Annotated in this window: 17 protein-coding genes and 1 tRNA gene; 6 read left to right on the top strand and 12 right to left on the bottom strand. The window is 54.1% G+C overall.

The features are described from left to right. Positions 1-8 precede the first annotated feature (8 nt). The 10 genes from ACNAOH_RS04545 to ACNAOH_RS04590 all read right to left on the bottom strand — a co-directional run bounded on the left by ACNAOH_RS04545 (position 9) and on the right by ACNAOH_RS04590 (position 13,200). Positions 9-995, bottom strand: coding sequence for a polysaccharide biosynthesis/export family protein (locus ACNAOH_RS04545; protein WP_443971577.1), 987 nt, complete (start codon positions 993-995; stop codon positions 9-11). Positions 996-1,214: 219 nt separating this feature from the next. Beyond that, a complete protein-coding gene (locus tag ACNAOH_RS04550) occupies positions 1,215-2,327 on the bottom strand; it encodes a glycosyltransferase family 4 protein (RefSeq protein WP_443971578.1) in 1,113 nt (370 codons plus the stop codon). A 25-nt stretch (positions 2,328-2,352) separates the two neighbouring features. After that, the gene (locus tag ACNAOH_RS04555) at positions 2,353-3,237 is read right to left on the bottom strand and encodes an NAD-dependent epimerase/dehydratase family protein (RefSeq protein WP_443971579.1); all 885 of its coding nucleotides are present in this window, start codon (positions 3,235-3,237) and stop codon (positions 2,353-2,355) included. Between the two features lie 24 nt (positions 3,238-3,261). Then, complete coding sequence (locus ACNAOH_RS04560) at positions 3,262-5,205, bottom strand: GSCFA domain-containing protein (protein WP_443971580.1); 1,944 nt, start codon at positions 5,203-5,205, stop codon at positions 3,262-3,264. A gap of 27 nt (positions 5,206-5,232) precedes the next feature. After that, entirely contained in the window at positions 5,233-8,262 is a 3,030-nt protein-coding gene (locus ACNAOH_RS04565; RefSeq protein WP_443971581.1) for a glycosyltransferase, read from the bottom strand. A gap of 47 nt (positions 8,263-8,309) precedes the next feature. Further along, positions 8,310-9,344, bottom strand: a complete 1,035-nt coding sequence (gene gmd / locus ACNAOH_RS04570) for a GDP-mannose 4,6-dehydratase (protein ID WP_443972045.1) — start codon at positions 9,342-9,344, stop codon at positions 8,310-8,312. Between the two features lie 23 nt (positions 9,345-9,367). After that, the gene (locus ACNAOH_RS04575; protein WP_443971582.1) at positions 9,368-10,555 is read right to left on the bottom strand and encodes a glycosyltransferase family 4 protein; all 1,188 of its coding nucleotides are present in this window, start codon (positions 10,553-10,555) and stop codon (positions 9,368-9,370) included. Beyond that, on the bottom strand, positions 10,555-11,208 hold the full coding sequence (locus ACNAOH_RS04580) for an ABC transporter ATP-binding protein (protein WP_443971583.1): 654 nt from the start codon (positions 11,206-11,208) through the stop codon (positions 10,555-10,557). Before ACNAOH_RS04580 ends, ACNAOH_RS04575 begins: the two co-directional genes overlap by 1 nt. After that, complete coding sequence (locus ACNAOH_RS04585) at positions 11,205-12,008, bottom strand: ABC transporter permease (RefSeq protein ID WP_443971584.1); 804 nt, start codon at positions 12,006-12,008, stop codon at positions 11,205-11,207. Before ACNAOH_RS04585 ends, ACNAOH_RS04580 begins: the two co-directional genes overlap by 4 nt. A gap of 1 nt (position 12,009) precedes the next feature. After that, complete coding sequence (locus tag ACNAOH_RS04590; RefSeq protein WP_443971585.1) at positions 12,010-13,200, bottom strand: hypothetical protein; 1,191 nt, start codon at positions 13,198-13,200, stop codon at positions 12,010-12,012. Positions 13,201-13,408: 208 nt separating this feature from the next. Between ACNAOH_RS04590 and ACNAOH_RS04595 the strand changes: the two genes are divergently transcribed. The 3 genes from ACNAOH_RS04595 to ACNAOH_RS04605 all read left to right on the top strand — a co-directional run bounded on the left by ACNAOH_RS04595 (position 13,409) and on the right by ACNAOH_RS04605 (position 16,070). Further along, positions 13,409-14,401 (top strand): agmatine deiminase family protein, encoded by a 993-nt coding sequence (locus tag ACNAOH_RS04595; RefSeq protein WP_443971586.1) that lies wholly within the window; start codon positions 13,409-13,411, stop codon positions 14,399-14,401. Between the two features lie 9 nt (positions 14,402-14,410). Then, complete coding sequence (aguB, locus tag ACNAOH_RS04600) at positions 14,411-15,277, top strand: N-carbamoylputrescine amidase (RefSeq protein ID WP_443971587.1); 867 nt, start codon at positions 14,411-14,413, stop codon at positions 15,275-15,277. Between the two features lie 64 nt (positions 15,278-15,341). Next, positions 15,342-16,070, top strand: a complete 729-nt coding sequence (locus ACNAOH_RS04605) for a class I SAM-dependent methyltransferase (RefSeq protein ID WP_443971588.1) — start codon at positions 15,342-15,344, stop codon at positions 16,068-16,070. Here the strand turns inward: ACNAOH_RS04605 and ACNAOH_RS04610 are convergent. Beyond that, entirely contained in the window at positions 16,062-16,745 is a 684-nt protein-coding gene (locus tag ACNAOH_RS04610; RefSeq protein ID WP_443971589.1) for a uracil-DNA glycosylase, read from the bottom strand. The genes ACNAOH_RS04605 and ACNAOH_RS04610 overlap by 9 nt on opposite strands. 23 nt (positions 16,746-16,768) lie before the next feature. On the opposite strand from ACNAOH_RS04610, the gene folK reads away from it, so the two are divergent. Together folK and ACNAOH_RS04620 are read left to right on the top strand one after the other, a co-directional pair. After that, positions 16,769-17,299, top strand: a complete 531-nt coding sequence (folK, locus tag ACNAOH_RS04615) for a 2-amino-4-hydroxy-6-hydroxymethyldihydropteridine diphosphokinase (protein WP_443971590.1) — start codon at positions 16,769-16,771, stop codon at positions 17,297-17,299. 21 nt (positions 17,300-17,320) lie between these two features. Then, positions 17,321-17,396 (top strand) — tRNA-Lys (locus tag ACNAOH_RS04620). A 23-nt stretch (positions 17,397-17,419) separates the two neighbouring features. Here the strand turns inward: ACNAOH_RS04620 and ACNAOH_RS04625 are convergent. Next, entirely contained in the window at positions 17,420-17,923 is a 504-nt protein-coding gene (locus ACNAOH_RS04625) for a DUF2141 domain-containing protein (RefSeq protein ID WP_443971591.1), read from the bottom strand. Between the two features lie 106 nt (positions 17,924-18,029). On the opposite strand from ACNAOH_RS04625, the gene ACNAOH_RS04630 reads away from it, so the two are divergent. Beyond that, on the top strand, positions 18,030-19,211 hold the full coding sequence (locus ACNAOH_RS04630; RefSeq protein ID WP_443971592.1) for a hypothetical protein: 1,182 nt from the start codon (positions 18,030-18,032) through the stop codon (positions 19,209-19,211). Positions 19,212-19,233 lie beyond the last annotated feature (22 nt).

Raw genomic sequence — 19,233 nt, forward strand, 5'->3', positions numbered from 1 at the left:
GTCCCCGCTCAGAAAATGGTGGAGGTCTGGATCACCGCGATCGGATAAACGATTTGTGATACAGCCTGCAGGAACTTGTTAAAGTCGGCGAGCGGCGCATTCGAGACGTAGATGACGTCCTTATTGTAGATCGGGAACGACTGCGCGACGAACAGTGTCTTCGCGTCCCGCATGTTCACCCGATAAATGACCGGAACCTTGCCGTCCTTGGTCGGCGGTGCAGCTTCGCCTTCTTTCGCGAAAAGCTCCGGATCTTCATAGCGGAAGATGAACACCCCCTTTGGATTGGCGCGTTCATCGGCAAGTCCACCCATGCGGCCAAGCGCCTGCGACAGCGTGAGCCCCGTCCCCTCGAACGGAATTTCCTGATTGACGCGCGCCGCGCCGAGGACCGTGAAGCTATAGGGCTGGAAAAGAACGGTAACGACATCGTCCGCCTGTAACCGCACATTCTGGCGCGGATCCTTGATGATCGCTTCTAGAGGCATCGCCTCGACCTTAGCGCCGCGAGTCACCTGAATCGTCGTCTTGCCGACCGGCTGACGAACGCCGCCGACGCTCGCTATGACGTCCAGCAAGCGCTCGCCACGCGTAGAAAGCGGCACCCGGCCACTGCTCGCAACGTCCCCAACGATCGTCACCGCAGAGGTGGTATTGCGCGCGAGACGCACGATCACCTGAGGGTCATGCGCCTTGCTGGCTAGCCGGCCTCTAATTTCACGAGCCACCTGCTGCGGCGTAAGCCCAGCAGCGTCAACCTGACCCGCAAACGGCACGTCGATACGACCATCGGCACCGACGACCTGGGCGGGAAGATCAGCAGCGCGCTGACTGGCTCCCGCTCCCGAGCCGACTCCGCCAGTAAATGTGGAACCGAACAACACTGCGGGCGGCGCTTCGAAAACGGTGATATCCAGAGCGTCGCCTCGCCCGATAACGGAGCCATATTCCGTCGCGTTAGTAAGCACGTCCGAGAATGAAACGGGCTTCTTCATCGCCATTAGGCGCCCTGCAACGGAATCGGTCACATCAACCACTGTGATCGGAGCGTGATCTGTACTTTGGTGGCCTGCGCTGCTTACCGCGCGCGTGGAAGGCCCCGCTGCTGGAAGAACGGAACAGCCCGATAAAAACGCGCTCACGACGAGTGGGAGAACTTGCTTCCTTGAAGGCGTCACGGGCATTCGCACTTTTGCGTAGCTACGAAAAGAGCGTCAGGCATATTCTGCCCAAACCTTCCGATAGACGTTAATGGTGTTCTCAATGCAATTGTCCCAAGTATAGCCAGCGGCAACCTGAAGGCCTCGCTGTATGGCCAGCTCTCGCCAAGCCTCATCATTCAACCCTCGTTCGATAGCTCCCACGCAGGAGTCAAGGTCATCGGGGTTTACCAGCATAGCTGCACCGGCAGTCACCTCCGGAAGACAGGATCTATCCGAGGCAATAACCGGCACTCCGCTGGCCATAGCCTCTATGGGGGGCAATCCAAAACCTTCATAAACCGATAAATAAACAAATAACCTCGCGGCAGCGTATAGCGTGGGTAGATCATCGGACGCAACGTAGCCGAGCAAGATGATCGTTCCTTTACCCTGCTCAATCTCAATCAGCTCGCGCAACGATCCGTTGCGCCAACCTCCAGCCCCTACAACCACTAACGGCATTTTTGAACCTGTCCGGCGCCTCATTAGTGCATGCGCGCGTATCGCCATATCGATACGCTTGCGAGGCTCCAATGTCGCAACGCATAGCGCATAGTTATGAGCTTGAAGCCCATATCGAGCAAGTATTAATCGCTCATCTTCAGAGCCTCGAAACGGCATGTAGCTAGGGGAAACACCAAGATGAACAGCTGTTACCTTGCTTGGATGAAGCCCAGCAAATTCCATCACCTCTTGCCGTCCGTTTTCAGAATCGGTCAAAACATGTCTGGCCCGCCGGAGGCTGTCCTCGAACTCGCGGTCGAAATACTCAAGCCGCTCAACCGGATGCGCCTCCGGATACCTGAAAACAGACAGATCATGGATCGTCACGATACCGCTTTCTAGCCAGCGCGGCAGAAAGAAATTCGTACCATGAAAAAGCGCCGCCTTACTTCGGGTCGTCCGCCCCCATTTATATGACAGACGATCCCATTTCCGCATCATTCGAGAGGGTGCCATAATACGATTGAGTGAGAATGGCGTCGCCTTTGCAACACGGCCAGCGAGGTGAGCACGAACCAGCATGTCGTCTCGACGACCCAATCCACTAAGCAAATTCAATGTGTAAACGCCGATTCCCGTCAGCTGGTCCAGCAGCGGCGTCGCATCCACATCGATAACCATTCTCCCTTCCTGCATTCAAAGCAGCCTATGCCAGCATAGAACGGAGTACGTTCAGTACGTCTGTTTTCAATATTTGACGATCCAGAAAATCTGTTAATCTCCCGTTATCGCCAATGAGTTTCCAAACCTCATTTCTTCTAACCAGATTTTCATTTCTCTCGATCTTAATAGTATGCCCCGTTATTTCGGAGAACATATCAATCAACTCTCGAAGAGAAGTCGGCTGCCCGGTACATAGATTGACAGTTTTTCCGATACTTCGTGGAGCATCTATAAGCCTTACTATGCAGTCGCAGGCAGAATATACATCCATATAGTCCCGGTACACTTCAACATTGCCAAGTTGGATACTTTTTTGACGAGAACGGAAAGCTTCCGCAAGTTTAGGGACAACAAAGTCCTCATTCTGCCCCCGACCGATTATATTAAAAGGCCGGATGACAGTGAAATCGATAAAATCTTCGTAGTTTTTCATCAACTTTTCGGCGCAAAATTTGCTCATTCCGTAGTGATGAACGGGGCTCGGACAAAGGTCCTCATGGAGAACATCAGATTCCTGATTTCCATAAACACCCGCCGTGCTGATAAACATGAATCTAACTTTTTGCCCAGATACTTTCTGAACACCCCTTAAAATATTCTCCGTGCCTATGACGTTTGTCATATAATACTGTAAAGGTTTGCCGGCCGTCACACTTGATATTGCAGCGCAATGTATGATCACATCGGGCTGCACTGCTTCAATCACAGCGGCAACCTGGCGCTCATCTGTAATGTCGCAGTGGTACAGATCAGCATCGGCATTGCGCCCAGATGTACCAATCGCCACGCCGGAACTATCGCGAACCCGCCGCATGAGATAGCGCCCAAGAAAACCTGCAGCGCCTGTAACAAGAATTTTCCGCGACACGACTGCTCCTTGCATGTCGAAAGATTAAAAATTTGCGATTGCCTCTTCGTCGCATATTACGTCAAAAAAAGCATTTGCTTGCCGCCGCGGCGATGCCAGAGCGTCATCCGCCTTTAAAACGGGATCACCTCCTTGCCCAGTATAATGCTTCATAAATACCGACATGACGTGAGAAACCCCTTCGGGACGAACATCCCTCAGATCTTCGGCAAAATAGGCACCTCTATTATAACTTCCTGTTATAATTTCATATGATGGGAAGTATTCAATAAATTCATACCTTCGACTTGCACTATCTGCCACCAGCCTAAGGGCAGATTTGCTAAAGGTTGTTGCTACCAATGCATTGCGGTTATCAAATGTTGCGATCAAAGGAACCGGCGATACGGTGAGAATAATCTTGATAGCCGGATTAATCTGGTGGATTCTTCCTATGACATCCGCAAGATCTACCTCCATTTCATCGACAGAAAAGTTCTTAAACTCATATTTGTCGGGGTTCATGATGCCACCCGCCACCCCAGGGGCCAACGGGAAAACGGCACCGTCAATTTTCGACTGCCAACCTTCTGTCAAACCCAAGGTGAAGACAAAACAATCCATCTCATGCAGCATTTTCTGCACAGCATCAAAATGTTCAGCTCGAGCCGCAGTTAATTCCGCGATTGATGAAAAGCCTCCCGGCTTAATCTGAGGGCGAAACGGATCAATGTACCCACCACTCTTTCCGATCCAGACCTCATCCACTGGAGAGAAACGATGCTCAGCCCGATCCAACAACTGCTTCAACTGGCGAACGGTATAAAGATTGCCATAACGGGCACTATATACCCCATAATTTTCCGAAAGCGCTGTTTCGCTGTCCATGCCCTCTGGCGCATTCTCGGCCACCAGATAGTTAAATCCGCTCGAAGCAAGAGTCCGCGCAATGTGCTGAGCAAAGCAGCTACCAGCCGTTGCCACCTTGTCGCTGGGTTCAAGGGTGAACTTGGTGGACACCACCGGATCGAACTGAGAACACTCGACCGAAGCTACAGAATTACGCCAAAATTGATAAGAAGGAACCTGTGAATAGGGATTACCTGGGACGTCCTTATTAACCTTCAATGCCTCTGGTCCAATCAATTCCCCATATTCGTGCACAGGCAGATTGATAGCCTCCAGCGTATCCCGATCGAAGCGATCAAAATGACAATAACTCTCGGCGATGAAAGAAGTAAGCGGAACCATTGAATAATTACGATTGGCCCTAAACGCGGTGTCTCCAATCAGTCCAAATCTCTCCGCAATGCCTGGATAAATCGGCCATATCGGCATTTCTCGCAGTGGGTCATCTATATACTCATGCACATTATTGAATAGGCAGCGAACGCCAATGTTATTGAGAACCATCCGCACGACGTCTTCTATAACAAATAGCTTTGGATGATTGCTTGAGTACATAAATGGCGCCATGCGCGCCCACCGCAAAAGCTTTGCATCGAGCGGTAGACCGCAAAGCCGACCTTCCTCAATCAATTCATCATAAGCGCGATCGTAGGCTTCAAAATATCCTAATCTTCCGTAGATTTCCGGACAGAACAGCTTCTTAGCTTCATCCTGAGTAAAACCATTCTGATAAGCGTAGAGAGTGATACCTGAGTGATAGCCGCCAAACATGTTGATCACGGACTCTAACTGGCCGTCTTTGGTCACGCCGCGGACGAAGGTCAGATCCGGATGATAGCCGTTGAAGGCGATATTCGGCAAATAGATGATTTTGTCGGAAGGCAATGAAACTGGGGAGCCTTGCAACAATCTGTGGGCAAAGATCAAATCATTCTCTTGGATCAGCCGCTCGGTCCAGCCCGGATCGTTGACGACATGGTGAACCATGACGGCGGATGTCTCAATGCTGGGATTCAGGGCGTCTACGCACTTCTTGATCGATTCCCCTTGGCAATTTGCCACAATCGCGATCTTCATCATTCGCCCTCTTGCAACCTCACTCAATCCTCAATCGCAACCTGACCGAATGTCAGCGCCACGAGAACGTTTAACGGACAACGCCTCATGCCCTTTCCTAAGTTCGTTCACCAGCATCTGGGACGACTCCAGCCAGGTTCGTGCATGCCACTTTTCCTCGACCATACGCTCTTTAGCTCGAACATCAGCATCGTTGTTGGCATAGTGCGCCATGCGGCGCGCCCATGCCGCACTGTCCAGTGGGTGAATATACTCAACGAAATCACCGCCCGCTTCCCGAAGCGGATCGACATCCGCGGCCAGACATAATTTGCCATATGATAAGGCTTCCGGAAGCGTCAGACTCCAGCCTTCATAAAAGCTGGGTAGTAGCGTAAATCGTGATTGCCGATAGAGGGCATCCAACTCGTTATCACCCGGGCTGATGAGGAGAAGTTTCCCGGCCACCCTGGCATCTCGTCTCATTTGATTGAAAATATCGTCGGATTTCCAACCCCTATGGCCAGCGAAGACGATCTTGAAATCGTGCTCCAACATGCCTTGGTCCAGCATCATGAGAAAAGCCCGGTAAATAACCTCGTGGTTCTTACGGGGCTCATAAGTGCCGACCATAAGCGCATAAGGCTCGGACAGCTCGAACTTCGCAAGTAGCTTCATGTCTTCATCAAGCGAAGGCAATGACGATGCCTGATAGATATCCGTACCAAACTCCACGAACGTCGAAAGTGGAGATTCCCAAGCCAGCTTCTTCTGCAAAGACAAACCATCTCGCATTGCCGTACGACCACCATAAACAATGTGGTCGAAGCGGTTGGAAACAAAATCCAGAAATGGCCTGTATCCGCTCACAGTTTCAGGCTTATGCAAATGTGGAAACAATTCCGGCGTCAAGTCATAGATCAGCTGAGACTTGGTAATATTTAAATCAGCATCGCAATAATTTTCTACAACCTGATTTCGCGATAGTTGCGGAATGCCATCTTCATCGTAAACACCAAAATCGATCCCAGCGAAAAATATAATGCTGCCATCGGGAAAGCGGCGAATATATGCTTCATGAAATGGATCTGGGCCGTCCAATCCAAGGAAGGGATCTCTGTTACCTTCGCCCTTTCCTTCCCGTTTTTGCCAGAAATCAAGAAAAAACCGAAACGAGTTGGTAATATCATCGGAAGAAAATAACCACTCAAGATTGGATTCTTCAATTCGGAACAGATATCCATTTCGGCAAGCAAAATATCGCGTATTTGGCGCTATCTTTTTCAAATACTTAGCAAAACTTAATTCCGCCCGAACCACACCGGTTACGTTTCCGCCCCAGTCGAGATAACTGAGCGTCAAATCCATCCAAATAATTGGCTCACTGACCTTTGATGCAGGAGCACCTGCCTTGTCAGCATCCTGCTGCCAATCCGGAGCGAGGATGAGCTCAAGCGCCGCCACCATCTCCCTCGCGGTGTCACTCCAATGGATTGTTCTCCAGTTGCTCCTGACGTCATTCTCCGCACGCGCGAGCGCTGGCTTGTTTGTGGCATAATGAACGATCTTATCCGCCCATTGCTTCACATCAAACGGCGGCACGAAATCCGCCATTCCCTCACCAATTTCCCGCAGAGGCGGCGTGTCGGCTGCTATACAGAATTTGCCCTGCCCCAGACTTTCGGGAAGCGTGAGGCTCCACCCTTCATATACGCTTGGAAGTAGCGTGAACGAACAATGCCGATAAAGTGCTGCCAACTGTTCATCTGAGGGCGAGCATCGAATGATGCGCCCGGCAGCCCTTGGATCACGCGCCAGCGTATCGAGAAAATCCGTAACCTCCGCGTTCGGCCGCCCACAAAACAATAGCTGCGGCAGTTGTGCCTCTCCCGCCATTTCCATTGCCATCAGATAGGCGCGATAAAGAGTCTCATGATTCTTTCGAGGCTCAATGGAGCCGACCGTCATGATGAAGGGCAATTCGACGCCAATTTCTGCAAGAAGATCGGCATCGGCGACTGATGATTTCGTTTGAAAAATGTCTGTCCCGAACTTCAATACTTTGCCAGGACGGGCCGGCCATTCTCCATGCTTCTGCAAGGCTTCAATATCGCGGCGCGCAGTCTCACCGCCGTAAAAAAGAAAATCGCAATTCCTATGCGCCCATTCGAGATACCGATGAAATTTCTGCGAGTGGGAAAAGTCGTACAAATGCCTAGTGCTATCCAAAACCAGAATTGCGTCATAAATTAGATAACAAAGCTTCAAGGACACCTTATCCTTGACCTGCTCAAAATAGTACTCCTTCTTGCTATTCATCCAACCAACGCTGACGATCACATCTCCATCAACATAAGGGAAAAATAGCTCATTCGTATCGGGTACCGGAACAGAGATACTTCCCGCAGGCGAACGTCCGGGATAGCGGCCAAAAAAATTCATGTAGGCATCGGCAGGATTCTCCGCCGATAAAAGCCAGTCCAATTCTTTGGACGAAATCTCTGCAAAACCGCTCCCGATCTGCATGGAATAGCGTAGATTAGGATGAAGCACTTTCAGCCTAGTCGCAAATTCAATTTCCGCCCGGACAATCCCAACGACCCCGCCCTGCCATTCGAGGCTCGTCGTGAGGTCCAGCCAGAGTGCAGGCACTCCTCCCTTCTTCCGGGCAACGCCGGGACCTTCAACGAACGATACGCGCCGCACATTGCCGACCTGAGGCTCCCCGGAGGGAGAAATCGACGACCGTGCCCCCCCCGAAAGGCGCCGGGCAATCGACGCTTTTGATTCGGAAATCTTGCGACCTATCTGCCTAAGCGCTCTCGGCCATACGACGCCGTTCTTCGTCCATGCCTCGACCGCAATTCGCAACGCAGGATAACCATTCACCTTTGCCTCCGGACTGGAGGTCAAACCAAGAAAAATCTCTCGCTTGGTTCTTCCCGCCTTGAGCAAAGCAAGATGATGATGGAGTCCCGCCGGATCGGGCTGCCGATTAAAAAGCAGAAGATAGCTGGCTGTCAGGAACCTCTCGTCATCGAGATTCAATAACTCGTCAAGATTTCCAGGGAAATTTGCCATCACTACCACCACACCTGTCAATTCACGCGAGAAACTTACGAGCCTCCCTAGAAAGATACGCCCTGTCGGTTACGACGAAGGTCCGCCTCGACCATCATACTGCACAGATCTTCGAGAGAGGTCTTGGCCTCCCAACCCAGCTCTGCTTTCGCCTTGTCCGCATTTCCAATCAGCAGATCGACCTCAGCGGGCCGATAGTAGCGGGGACTTATCCGGACCAATGTCCGCCCCGTCGCCGCGTCAACGCCGATTTCTTTTTCTCCGGTCCCCGAAAATCGAACATCGATATCCGCTGCCCTAAAAGCCAGCGTAACAAAATCTCTCACGGATACGGTTCTATTGGTCGCCAGTACATATGTATCTGGGCGATCCGCCTGAAGCATCATCCACATGCCTTCCACATATTCCTTGGCAAACCCCCAGTCTCGCTGAGCATCCAGATTGCCCAGTTCAAGTACGTTTAACTGGCCCAAGACAATCTTGGCTACGGAATCTGAAATTTTGCGCGTCACAAATTCGCGTCCGCGCAAAGGGCTTTCATGGTTAAAGAGAATGCCACTAGTCGCGAACAAATCATAGCTCTCTCGATAGTTGATCGTCATCCAATGAGCGAACAGCTTCGCAACACCGTACGGACTACGAGGATAAAATGGGGTAGATTCATCTTGCGGTATAGATTGCACCTTACCAAACATCTCCGAAGTGCTGGCCTGGTAATATCTGATATCACGATCACCATGACGGATGGCCTCGAGTATATTGAGTGCTCCGATTCCGGTAATTTTTGACGTAGTGGTGGGCTGTTCGAAGCTTACGCCGACAAAACTTTGCGCCGCCAGATTATAGACTTCACTTGGCTGACAACGGCGCAACATGGCCATAGTCGCCCCTAAATCGGTAAGATCGTACTCAATGAGATGCAGGTTCTCGTGATTCTCAATTCCGATCTCCGCAATGCGCCACAAATTAACTGAACTCGATCTTCTGAACGTTCCGTAGACCTTATAGCCTTTGTTCAGAAGAAACTGAGACAAATATGCACCATCTTGACCAGTAATACCAGTAACTAATGCCGTCTTCATTTTAACCTCAAAAAAGAAGGAGTTTATTGTGTGCAGATTTTCAAAATAGCTCTTGCCGAGTCGCGCCAAGTAGCTGAGTTTTTCTCAGAAATATATTCCGGCAAGTCACATTCCCAAGCCTTATTGATCCAACGTAGCATGGACTCGGCAATCACAACTGGGGGCCCGGAGTTGAAAAAAGTGACCGATCCATCAGCAATTTCTGCAAAAACATCCAATCGGCGAGCGAAAACAGGCTTCTTGTAGAAAATAGCTTCCGCCAAGGGTAAGCCAAAGCCCTCCGCCAAGGATGCAATCACGACACCCCTGCACCCTCCATACAGGCGGTGCAAGACCCCGTCCCCCACATCACGCAACCAGAGCACCCTGGACTCCTCGGACGCGTCCGCCAAACGTCGCTGCGTCGCCTCACTTTTCCATCCCGGCCGGCCAACCACTACTAGCTGGGGGGCAGAGCGCCCCATTCGGCTCACAATTTGTTCGAATATGTCCAAAGCATCATCATGCCCTTTTCGAGGCTCTACAGTCCCAACCATGAGCAGGAAATTGCCCCAATCCAACCTCGGCGGCACTTTGGCGGCTTCGTCGGCGGGAGCGCCCGCAGCTGCGCCTAGATCACCACTTAATCGAAGGGTCGATACGGACAAGCGCCTTCGATTGCGAAAAGCATCAAGGGCCAGGAGATTTCTCTTAACGTCTTCCGAAATGCAAATAATTTTGTTTGCATTTCGACTTATGAAATTCATCCAAGTTTTATAGGAACGGGAAGATTTTGAGGTAAACCACTCAGGATTACTGAGCGGCAATATGTCGTATAAAACGATGCAAATTTTTGCATGATGAAATCGCCAATATTTTACCTGAAAAAAGTTAGATGGAAATATCCTGGAACAAAAGTCCAGCCCAAGGAAAATATCAGCTCTTCCAAGATCAACAATTTCATCCGTTTTCTTGAAGGAATTTCCATCAAACTCCAAAAAAAAATATGGCGATTTTCGAGACGCCGCAACAAATCGTATATCGTATCCAGGAATATTTTCTGACTTCAGTGCGCCACTGACACCTTTAACCACACGCTGAATACCCGTACCGGCATCAAGTTGGAATAAAATTGAGATGTCGACTGCAATACAGGGCAGACGATTGCGCTTCTCGTTCCGAAAAGCCCGCCGAAGGCGCCAACCGTGGAAGCGAACCGCGTTAAAAATCATCAGGCAGTTACATCAGCATAATATTGGAACGCGGCGTCCATCGAAGAAAAATTATACAACTGCCCCTGATGCAGCACCGCTGCCCGATGGCAATGCTCTCGAATATATGAGGAATCATGCGACACGATGATCATCGCACGCTCGGCCCGCTTTTCAAAAAGTTCAAAATGACATTTCTGATGAAATCTCGCGTCTCCCACAGCGATAATTTCATCTATGAGAAAGCAATCAAACTCCACGACCATAGATATCGCGAAAGCAAGACGGGCACGCATGCCAGCAGAGTATGTTCGCACCGGCTCCCGCAAGTAGAGACCCAGTTCCGAGAACTCCTCCACAAAAGCGATGCTGTCGTCAGGATTCCGTCCGTACACCCGACAGATAAATCTTAAGTTGTCGAGCCCTGTAAGAGCGGCCTGAAAAGCGCCACCAAAAGCTAGAGGCCAAGAAACACTCATATTCCACTCAACGGTACCGCTAGTAGGTCGCTCGGCACCACTAATCAGACGAATTAAAGTAGATTTTCCCGCACCATTGCGCCCCAGCACACCAACACGTTCGCCAGGAAAAATTTCTAGTTCGACGTTCTGCAGTACGTCGACCGGACCGCTTCGCGTTATATAACGCTTATTAATACCAGCTAACCTTATCATTCAGGAATTACCGACCGGCCAACTTTCCGCACTTGAGACATTGCAAGTACACAAAGGCCTAAATTCACGACAGCCATATATTGCATGTCGTACACGGCATGTACACTTGAACCAAAGTATCCCTCTCGAACATATTCGACGCCGTGAACCATAGGCAGATAAAGTACGACCTCTTGTGCTTCTTTTGGAAGAGAATCTACGAGAAAGGCTGCTCCTGACAATGGAAAGAGCAAATATGACGCGGGATGCCACAGCTTCTCCACAAGCTCATAATTTTCCGACAAAGCTCCCAAGAGCATTGCCAAAGATGCCCCAAACCATGCGATCATAAGCCATCCCCCAATAACCTGTAAAACGTCTTCGGGCGGCTCAAGCATGCCTACAGCAATAAACACAATCGACAGAATGGCAAACGAGATGGTTGCCCCCCCCCCTTCCAGAAGTAGCCGCGCCGCAAAAATGTCTATCACCTTGACGTTGCGATGGTACATCAGCGCCAAGTTCGGTGTAATCGCTCCAATACACCGAGAAGGCATATTACGCCAAAGCAACACTGAGCTATAGCCGGTCAATGCAAAGGCAACGATCGGCAAGTTTGAGCCGTGAGCCGATTTCGTTGCGGTCCAGAGGGCTGTAACTCCCAAAGTGAACAACATAGGTTCCACGAACATCCAAAGAAACCCGATATTATGCCGTCCAAAACGAGTCAGGATTTCCCGCATCAGCAAAGCGCCGATTACACGCCGCTGCACAGCCCATGATTGAGCCAGCAATGAAAGCTCCCTTCCTATGCTGGTCATTTTAGGCCTGATGCTCTTTCACGCCAGCGAACACCATAGAAAGCACAGCCCAAGCCACCAAGCCGAGTGCGAACGTAGCGAGTATGCTGCGGAGCCGACGAGGTTCTAGTGCACTGTCAGGAAGGTTGGGTTGCACGATACGCTCAACATATGCCTGCTTGCGCCTCGCCTCATTGCGAGCCTCTTCAAGCGACGCCATAGCGCTTGCCAATTGCTTATCCGCAAATTGGCTGGCGAGGAAAAGACGCTGATACTCAGCCGTAGCAGAGGACAGCGATCGGCGGGCGCCGACAATCTTGCCCAACTCTTCGTCGATTTGACGTGTCAGCGCTTTAGCCTTGACCTCCAGCACCTCGACCTGCGGATTGCGCGGCGCGAAGGCACGAACTTGCACGAGCTGATTTTCTGTCGCGATGAGTTCATCCTGCAATTTCGAGACCATCTGCAACTGAACGGCGGCCTGCTTCTCCGGATCAATAACCCCTTCACGGCTTCGATATTGCGCAAGCGTGATCGCCGCGTTCCCGGCAGAACGCTTGGCATCGTCAACTTCTACCTGCGCAAAGCGAATCAGATCCTGCCGCCCGCGCGTATTGAGCCGGTTGACGGTATTCTCGGCCATCTCCAACAATTGCTCATTAAAGCGCTTTGCGTCCTGGGGAGTGTAAGCTCGCACCTCTAGCGTAATGATCGATGACGCAGTGTCATGACGAACATCGATTCTTTTCGAATAATATTTATAGAGATCTTCGAAATCATTGCCCGACCCAAGAGTTCCAAATCGATCGAAAATCGATATAGAAGGCATGGTATAAGCTGCGGAGAAGGCCCCTCCCTTGTTTAACTCACGAAGTGCATCACGAGATTCGACGAAATCACGCGCAGCGTAAACTTCGTCACCCGCGTTGGCAAATCCAGCCGACTTGAGCAAAACTCCAAGTCCCGACGCCGAGGTCTTTTCGGGACTCCGCACTACGAACTTCGATTCAACAACATAAACGTCCGATGCGAGGAGGCCAAAATAGAGAATCGCGCAGGTCGTTGGAAGAACGACCGTTAGGAGAAACAGCCAACCGAAGCCTCGCATTCGCCTTACAGCGCGCGCCAAAAGACTTTGCTCAACAGATGGATCCGCCTTCTTCTGTTCGTCAGATTTCTCATCTGCAACAATGGCGCCGGGCCGATCTAGCATGGAAACGGTTTTATCCGATCTAAAAAAAAAACGGGGTCAAGGTGAATCTCAACGGGCGATTTGCCCCCGTGCCATTAAATTTGCAACCGCCAATGCGGCCTTGCGGCGGCCGCTTTATCGCTCATCCAGGCCGGTCCGATGGTGAATACTTGCTCTGGCCACAGCTCTACGCCAAAGCGCTCCTCGTATTTTCGTGAGATCACATGCCATGCCACATCCAATGCCCCCCGAATGGGCACATCAAGAGCGCCTGTGGATTGGCTTTCCCGGTGACCCCACGGAGTGGCCAGCGCGCCTTGAAGATGCCCAACAGCAGGCGGCGGCCTTTGCCAACGCCGTTGCGGAACATGGTCAGCCCGTCACCCTGGTCGCTCGAACAGAGGACGATGCGAGTTCCGCTCACTCGCTCGCATCACCGGGCGTCGAGATTCTCCATGAACCCTTCGGCGACATCTGGCTGCGCGATACCGGCCCCATCGGGCTCGTCGACCCAGCCGGTAACCGCGTGCTTGCCGATTTCGGGTTCAACGGCTGGGGCGGCAAGTTCGACATGGACGGCGATCAAGACATTGCCGCCCGACTCGCCGCCTCGACCGGCCTGCCACGCGTCCGCTATGACTGGATCCTTGAGGGCGGCGCGATCGATACGGACGGCACTGGCCTTTTCGTCACGACCGAGCAGTGCCTCCTCAATCCCAATCGCAATCCGGCGCTGAATAGACGCCAGATCGAAACGCTGCTCGCCGGCGCTCTCGGCCTGTCGCAAATGCTCTGGCTAGGCGATGGCTTGGTCAACGACCATACCGATGGACATGTCGATAATCTTGCTCGCTTCGTGGCGCCTGGCGTGATCGCCATTCCGCACGCGTCGACAGCGGATGATCCCAATGCCGCGATTTTCATGGACGCGGCGGATCGCGCCCGCGCCTTTGGCCTTGAGGTCGCCCCGCTTCCTTCGGTGGGGCGTTACGAGATCGACGGCGCGATCGTCCCGGCAAGCTACATGAACTTCTGCATCACCAATGGCGCAGTGATCGTCCCCCAATATGGCGCACCAAACGACGCTGCCGCCTGTGATGCGCTCGCCGAGTTGTTCCCCGGTCGTGCAATTATGGGCTCGCCATCGGATGCTCTGCTGCGCGGCGGCGGCAGTTTTCATTGCATGAGCCAGCAGCTTCCCGCAGCGCCCTCGGCATCCTAAATAGCCCCTATGAGCAAAGTCACTGTCGCCGCCCTGCAGCTCGCCTTCTCGCATGACGAAGGGGAGAATATCGCACTGGTCGAAGACCATGTCCACAAGGCGGCGGCGCGCGGCGCCAAGATCATCCTCCCCCCTGAGCTATTCGAGGGGCCATATTTCTGCACGGTTGAGGACGAGGCGCTGTTCGGCCGCGCCCGCCCGGCGGCAGAGCATCCGGCCGTGACCACAATGCAGCGCCTTGCCAGGGATTTGGGCGTCTATATTCCGACGAGCTTCTTCGAGCGCGACGGGCACCATCACTATAATTCCCTGGCGATGATCGACGACAGCGGCGAGATCATGGGAGTCTACCGCAAAAGCCATATCCCGGACGGGCCGGGTTACGAGGAGAAGTACTACTTCCGGCCGGGCAATAGCGGCTTCAAGGTCTGGCCCACGCGCTACGGGACGATCGGCGTCGGCATCTGCTGGGACCAGTGGTATCCTGAGAGCGCCCGCGTCATGGCCCTGATGGGCGCAGAAATGCTATTCTATCCCACAGCCATCGGCACCGAGCCCTATGACGACACGCTGGACACCAGCCGGATGTGGCGCCGCGCGATGCAGGGCCATGCCGTTTCCAACTGTATGCCCGTGATCGCCGCCAATCGCATTGGTGTTGAAGAAATGCCGGGCTGCGCCGGCGCGCAGACTTTCTATGGCCATAGCTTCATCACCAATGAGTGGGGCGATCTGGTCGCCGAGGTGGAGAACTGGCAGACCGGCGCGCTGGTCGCTACGCTCGACCTTGATGCGGCTCGGACGCACCGTGCAGGCATGGGCTTCTTCCGGGATCGCCGACCAGAGCTTTATGGCCGGATCGCGCAAGACGTCTGAATGACATTCCTTACCTGACTGCCCCCCCCAAAGACATCCCTTAATTCAGCTGAAAGACGAATAAGTGCCGGCAATCCGACCCGAGATAAGATGGTTCCATTCTTTCGACCTTGGCGATGGCGAGACGATCGAAGGCATCAAACCGCTTCACATTCTCAGGCAGGAAGCGGACCTAATTCTTGGGCCTGATCTTACCGGCAAAACCGTACTGGACATCGGCGCCTGGGACGGCTTTTTCTCATTCGAAGCCGAACGTCGTGGCGCGGCCCGCGTCGTTGCGACCGATCATTTCAGCTGGTCGGGCGATGGCTGGGCGGACAGGCGCGGCTTCGACTATGTGCACCAGCGACTTGGCTCCCGGGTAGAGGCGATCGATGCAGATATTCACGAACTGCCGAACCTGAACCTCGGCCAGTTTGACATCGTTCTCTTCCTGGGCGTGTTCTATCATCTGAAGGATCCCTATGTTGGGCTGGAGACCGCAGCGCGCATGAGCCAGGATCAACTTGTGGTTGAAACTGCGACCGCTCTCGCTCGCGAAAAATTGCCGGCAATGCGGCTTTACGCGCCCGGCGAGCTGGGTGATGACCCTACCAATTTCTGGGCGCCCAACATCCCTGCGCTGAAACTGATGCTGAGCAATTTCGGCTTCAGGCACACGGCCTTCACCACTCCGTCTCGATCGCGGCATCATCCGCTTAACAGCAAAATTTTGCCGCCCTCGGCGGAGGCCACGCACCGCACCATTGCCCATGCATGGCGGAAAGAGAAAACAGCTCCTCCGTCAGTCTGAGTCCAGGAGCTCGCGCGCTCGCGCAAACACAGCCTCGAACATTGCCGCAGTCAGCCTGCCGGTGTTCTGATTGTAGCGAGAGCAATGATAGCTATCGATGAGCATTCGGCCGTCCGGCATGCGATGCTCGGCCAAATGACCGAAGCGGCATTGGGACAGCCTGCCGCCGAGCGTCTTCACTGCGGACTGGTGCGCAATCTGTCCCAGAGCGATGAAGATCTGCACGTTTGGCAATGACTCGATGCCTTTCTCCAGAAAGGGCCGGCAATTATGAATTTCTTGCGGCGTGGGCTTGTTCTGGGGTGGCAGGCACTTGACCGCGTTCAGTATGGCAATGTCGACGAGCGCTAGCCCGTCCTCCAGATTGCTCCCATAGCCGCCGCGAGAAAAGCCGAATTTATGCAGCGTCGCGAACAGCAGATCGCCGGCGTAGTCTCCGGTAAATGGGCGCCCTGTTCGATTGGCGCCGTGTTTGCCGGGCGCCAGCCCCACAATGACAATCCGCGCCGCCGGATCGCCAAAGGCACGGATCGGCGCATTCCACCAGTCCGGATGCTCGATGCGAAGCTCCTCCCGCAACGCCACAAGACGCGGGCAGCGCGGACAATCGCGCGAGGGCTCGGCAGCGGGCACGGGACTGGCAAAGGGCAAATCGCGGGGGCTGGTCAGGGCCATGGAGCCGCGATAGGCGCGCTGACATGACCAAGGCAAGCGATCCGGGCAATCATATCTATGCAATCGCGCTCGGGTCAAACAGACCGCTCGCTCGTCACTTTCCGCCTCGCGCGATACTGAAAGCGGCGTTGGGGCGGTTAAAGGAGCCACCCTTCAAGCTCGTCGCAATCGCTTCGATCATCGAGACCAGACCGATAGGCCCATCGCGGAGAAGCTATGCCAATTGCGCCGCGCTGGTCGAAAGCCCCCTCCCCCCGTTTGCAATGCTGCAAGCTTTGCAAGGCGTGGAGCTCAGCTTCGGCCGGCGTCGTGCGCGACGGTGGGGAGAGCGGACGCTCGATCTCGATATCATTCTGTGGTCGGGCGGACGGTTTGCCAGAGGCAGGACACTTCAGATCCCGCATCCTCAATGGCACCGGCGACTTTTTGTCGTGCGGCCACTTGCGGAAATCGCGCCACACTGGCGCGATGCCACCCTCGGCCGATCCGTTGCAGCGCAACTTGCTCGCCTCACGCGGGCCAAGCCGGTTGACCACATCCCAGCCCCTCTCTAGGGAGACCCGGCGCAAGCATGCGGGCCCTTAGCTCAGTCGGTAGAGCAACTGACTTTTAATCAGTAGGTCGCTGGTTCGAACCCAGCAGGGCTCACCACCTATTCCTCGCAATCAAGTCGCTCAACCCACAGGCCGGATCGTCAGGCCGGAACGATACTGCATGACGACATCGACAGGCACCGGCTGCCGATCGACCCGTATTTCAACGCTTGCGGCGTCGGGTTTCAGGTTGAAGACGGACAATTTGGGATTGCGCGAGAACCCGCCGCCATCGTTCCAGTCCGACTTTCCATTGTTGTTGGCGTCGTGGCGCACGGCAATGCCGTAGCGCCCGGGACCGGGCGCAGGAATGCAGAATTTCATCTCAGGTCTGCCGTCCCGCCTACGCTCGGCGCGCACGAGCCAGGCGCCCTTGTCCAAAAAGGTGCCGTCATCCGTGCGATAGAGCTGGACCCGAACGGCTCCCACATCCGTCGAAAAGCCGCGCGCTGTGACCAGGAACGCGCTTTTGCCCGCGGCACAATCCCGTTCGTCCAGCCCCTGCGTGCGAACGCCTTCAGCCTGCGCTGCCACCCCGCCGGCCAGCAGAGTCGTCCCGATCATCATCGCGATCATCTTTTTCATGTCCGCTATGTAAGGCCCGGTGGCTGAACGTCAAATTGCGCTATGTCGTGCAGAAAGCGCTGGCCCCTCTTCTGATCTGCGCCAAAGACGCTATGGACGAATCGCCATGGCCCCCTCCAAGCGTAAAATCTTCTTTCTCTTCAATCACGACGCGCCCCATCAGGTCGCTCACCTCGCAGGCATCGTACGTGCAATGACGGTCGAGCGCCCGGACCTCGACACGCGCGTCGCGGTCGGGACGCCGGTGATCGCCGCGCGCCTGCGAGAGATATTGGGGGATCGCGTTTCGGCGAGCGTCACCTGGATCGATCTCGCCTTGCCCCGTTGGATGGAGGCGACCCTCTCGCTGCCCAACCGGCTGGCGCCGATCAAGCGCATCATGCGCCTCGATCATCATGCGACGCTGCTGGGCGAGGCGGACACGCTCGTGAGCGCGGAGCGCACCTGCCTGCGGCTGCTTCGCAAATGGCCGGCGGGCCACCCCACACGCATGGTCCACGTCCCGCATGGCGCCGGCGACCGGGCCGTCACCTACCATCCGGCGATGCAAGATTTTGACCTGATGCTGGTGAGCGGCCTGAAGGCTGCCCGCGAGCTTCTCGTCCGCGAGATCATCCGGTCGGATCGAGTGAGGATCATTGGCTATCCCAAATTCGATACAGTGGATCTGGGTGCGCGCCCGCGCCTGTTTGACAATGACAATCCGGTCTTCCTCTACAATCCCCACTTCGATCCGCTGCTTTCTAGCTGGTACGATGAAGGACCGAAGCTCCTGGACTGGTTTGCCAGCCCGGAGGGCCAGTCATTCAACGTCATCTTTGCGCCGCACATCATGCTGTTCCGCAAGGCGATCCACGTTTCACCGGAATATCGGATGGTGCGTCGCCGCCCGGACATCCGGTCGCATTGGCGCGCGGCACCCAATATCCTCATCGACGTGGATGGCCCGCATCTCGTCGACATGACCTACACGCTTGCCGCAGATGGATATATCGGCGATGTTTCGAGCCAGATATACGAGTTTCTTGTGCGTCCACGGCCAGCTTTCTTCTTCGACCGCTTTTCGCAGGATCCCCGCTCGAAAGAGGGCGATCTGCCTTTCTGGCAGACCGGCGACGTTGTCACCGGCGTGGAGGAATTGCCCGCCCTGATTACGAACCATGTCGCGCGCGGCGCGCATTTCCGCAAAGCGCAGAAGGCGATCTTCGCCGAGACCTTCTCGCTGGACAAGACTCACACGGCGTCCTCACGGGCCGCAGCCGCTATTGCCGAGTTCTATCCGCTGTGAGCGTTGTCGCGCCACGCGCAGA

The organism is Sphingobium sp. CR28 (genome assembly GCF_052327305.1).
Lineage (GTDB): Bacteria > Pseudomonadota > Alphaproteobacteria > Sphingomonadales > Sphingomonadaceae > Sphingobium.

Excerpts from the sequence above, each read along its gene's own strand:
- ACNAOH_RS04575 (WP_443971582.1), bottom strand. The coding sequence starts at position 10,555 with ATGATTTTTAACGCGGTTCGCTTCCACGGTTGGCGCCTTCGGCGGGCT.
- ACNAOH_RS04595 (WP_443971586.1), top strand. The coding sequence starts at position 13,409 with ATGCCACATCCAATGCCCCCCGAATGGGCACATCAAGAGCGCCTGTGG.
- ACNAOH_RS04550 (WP_443971578.1), bottom strand. The coding sequence starts at position 2,327 with ATGGTTATCGATGTGGATGCGACGCCGCTGCTGGACCAGCTGACGGGA.
- ACNAOH_RS04630 (WP_443971592.1), top strand. The coding sequence starts at position 18,030 with ATGGCCCCCTCCAAGCGTAAAATCTTCTTTCTCTTCAATCACGACGCG.
- ACNAOH_RS04545 (WP_443971577.1), bottom strand. The coding sequence starts at position 995 with ATGAAGAAGCCCGTTTCATTCTCGGACGTGCTTACTAACGCGACGGAA.
- gmd (WP_443972045.1), bottom strand. The coding sequence starts at position 9,344 with ATGAAGACGGCATTAGTTACTGGTATTACTGGTCAAGATGGTGCATAT.
- aguB (WP_443971587.1), top strand. The coding sequence starts at position 14,411 with ATGAGCAAAGTCACTGTCGCCGCCCTGCAGCTCGCCTTCTCGCATGAC.
- ACNAOH_RS04585 (WP_443971584.1), bottom strand. The coding sequence starts at position 12,008 with ATGACCAGCATAGGAAGGGAGCTTTCATTGCTGGCTCAATCATGGGCT.
- ACNAOH_RS04565 (WP_443971581.1), bottom strand. The coding sequence starts at position 8,262 with ATGGCAAATTTCCCTGGAAATCTTGACGAGTTATTGAATCTCGATGAC.
- ACNAOH_RS04580 (WP_443971583.1), bottom strand. The coding sequence starts at position 11,208 with ATGATAAGGTTAGCTGGTATTAATAAGCGTTATATAACGCGAAGCGGT.
- ACNAOH_RS04610 (WP_443971589.1), bottom strand. The coding sequence starts at position 16,745 with ATGGCCCTGACCAGCCCCCGCGATTTGCCCTTTGCCAGTCCCGTGCCC.
- ACNAOH_RS04590 (WP_443971585.1), bottom strand. The coding sequence starts at position 13,200 with ATGCTAGATCGGCCCGGCGCCATTGTTGCAGATGAGAAATCTGACGAA.
- ACNAOH_RS04560 (WP_443971580.1), bottom strand. The coding sequence starts at position 5,205 with ATGATGAAGATCGCGATTGTGGCAAATTGCCAAGGGGAATCGATCAAG.
- ACNAOH_RS04625 (WP_443971591.1), bottom strand. The coding sequence starts at position 17,923 with ATGAAAAAGATGATCGCGATGATGATCGGGACGACTCTGCTGGCCGGC.
- folK (WP_443971590.1), top strand. The coding sequence starts at position 16,769 with ATGACCAAGGCAAGCGATCCGGGCAATCATATCTATGCAATCGCGCTC.